The sequence below is a fragment of the Mycobacterium sp. TH-M106 genome, assembly GCF_057473765.1.
Genome location: NZ_JBYCLE010000050.1, coordinates 1 through 2,088, shown reverse-complemented (window position 1 = coordinate 2,088; position 2,088 = coordinate 1). Strand labels below are relative to the sequence as shown.

The window sequence follows — 2,088 nt, the reverse complement described above, 5'->3', positions numbered from 1 at the left end:
GTGTTGTCGAGGATCGTGACGCCCTGGGCCTCCGACTGGTCGAGCGTCAAGCTCTTCACGCCGGTGTAGAGCGCATAGTTGCCCTCGGGCGTGAACAGTGCCTGGGGGGCGTAGCCCGGAAAATGGGGCTGGACGTAGTGGGTGAAGTTAAAGTCCACGTAGTGATCGGACGGTATCGGGTCCCCGCTGCCGCCGACGATGTAGGCAATGTCGGACCCACTGTTGAGCAGCCGCACTGCATGCGCCTCGGCGTTGGACACCGGTGCTGGAGGCGGGGCAACCGCGACGACGCCCGCGCCCAGGATAGCGATACCGGTGGTGACGTACGGGCGAAGTGCGCGCTGCATGCCGCCTCCTCGTGGAAGTGATTAATACACTGAGATCGACCTTACACTGTCCAGGAGTATATTCAGTACTTATTAGATTCTGTCGGTCAACGGCCCGGCAGCTTCTGCACCGCGCGGATCATCGGGGTGAGCGCCTTCTGCCAGAAGACGGCCGGGATCCCTAAAGGCGGGTCGAGGTTCAGCACCCGCGCGGTGGATACCGTCTGCGACTCGGTGTACTTGAGAATCCCGTCGGCCCCGTGCCGACGTCCTATACCGGAGGCCTTCATCCCGCCCATCGGCGCCGCGGTGCTGCCGAACGTCAGCGCGTAGCCTTCGTCGACGTTGACGGTGCCGGATTGGATCTGCGCTGCGATCGCCTCACCCTGCGACTTGCTGGCGGCCCACACGCTGGCGTTGAGCCCGTAGTCAGTGTCATTGGCCTTCTCGATAGCCTCCTCGACCTTGTCGACAGGGTAGATGGCGACCACCGGACCGAACGTCTCGTTGCGCGCGCACTCCATCTCGTCGGTAACGTCGGTCAGCACGGTCGGTTCGAAGAACAGCGGTCCGATGTCCGGGCGAGCGTTTCCGCCCGCAATCACCTTGGCGCCCTTGACCTTGGCGTCGTCGACATGGCCAGCCACCGTCTTCATCTGATCCTCGGAGATCAGGCTGCCCATGTCGGCGGAGAAGTCGTAGGCAGGGGACAGCTTCATGTTGCGAACCTGCTCGGCGAACTTGTCGGTGAACTCCTCGGCGATCTTGCGCTGCACGTAGATGCGTTCGATAGAGATGCACAGCTGCCCGGCGTTGGAGAAGCACGCGCGGGTTGCGGCCTTGGCGACCTCGGCCAAATCGGCGCCCTCGGTGACGATCATCGGGTTCTTGCCGCCCAGCTCCGCGGAGAACCCGATCAACCGCCGACCGCACTGCTCGGCCAGGGTCCGGCCGGTGGCGGTGGAGCCGGTGAACATCAAATAGTCGCACTTCTCCGCGATCGCCGTGCCGACCTCCGAGCCCGGGCCGGGGACCACCGCGAACACCTCGCGGGGCAGCCCGGCCTGATACAGCAGTTCGGCGTTGGCCAGCGTGCAGTACGGCGTCTGGCTGTCCGGCTTGATCACTACGGCGTTGCCGGCCAGCAGCGCCGGGATGGAGTCCGAAATCGACAGCGTCATCGGGTAATTCCACGGCGAGATAACCCCGACGACCCCCTTGGGGTGGTGGTTGACGACGGTCTTGACGATTCCGGGCATCAGGCCCTGGACGCGCTTGCGGGCGAGTAGCTTGGCGGCGTGACGCGCGTAGTAGCGCGCGTTGAGCATGATGTCGACGATCTCTTCTTGTGCTGCCGAGCGGGCCTTGCCGGTCTCGGCCTGCGCGACGTCCATCAGAAATTCCCGATTGCGCACCACCAGATTACGAAACCGTTCGATGACCGTGCACCGTTCCTTGACCGGACGCTGGGCCCATTGCCTCTGTGCTGCACGGGCTTTCGCGAACGCGGCGGTGACGTCGCCGGCGGTGCCGATGGGGATGGTGGTCAATTCCTTGCCGGTGAAGACCTCATCGATAGTCCTCGATTGTCGGGCGTCGATGTCGGTGATGGCGACCAGTTGGCGCAGCCGGGCGAAGTCGGTTGCAGACGGGGCGGGCATGGTTTTCCCTACCTTTCTAGATGGGTGGTTGTTGCCCTCGGCCGTAGGCTTCGAACTGCCCAGGGGCGTCGGGTATGGCTTTCATGGTTGTGCTGTGTTTG

Annotated in this window: 1 protein-coding gene and 1 pseudogene; both read right to left on the bottom strand. The window is 63.9% G+C overall.

Annotated elements, in window-relative coordinates; all coding sequences use genetic code 11:
* Window positions 1-347 (bottom strand): annotated as a pseudogene (locus AC2VOP_RS01700) (hypothetical protein); the annotation flags it as partial.
* 86 nt (window positions 348-433) lie between these two features.
* Window positions 434-1,987: a succinic semialdehyde dehydrogenase gene (locus tag AC2VOP_RS01695; protein ID WP_486959356.1), complete on the bottom strand. Its 1,554-nt coding sequence runs from the start codon at window positions 1,985-1,987 to the stop codon at window positions 434-436.
* Window positions 1,988-2,088 lie beyond the last annotated feature (101 nt).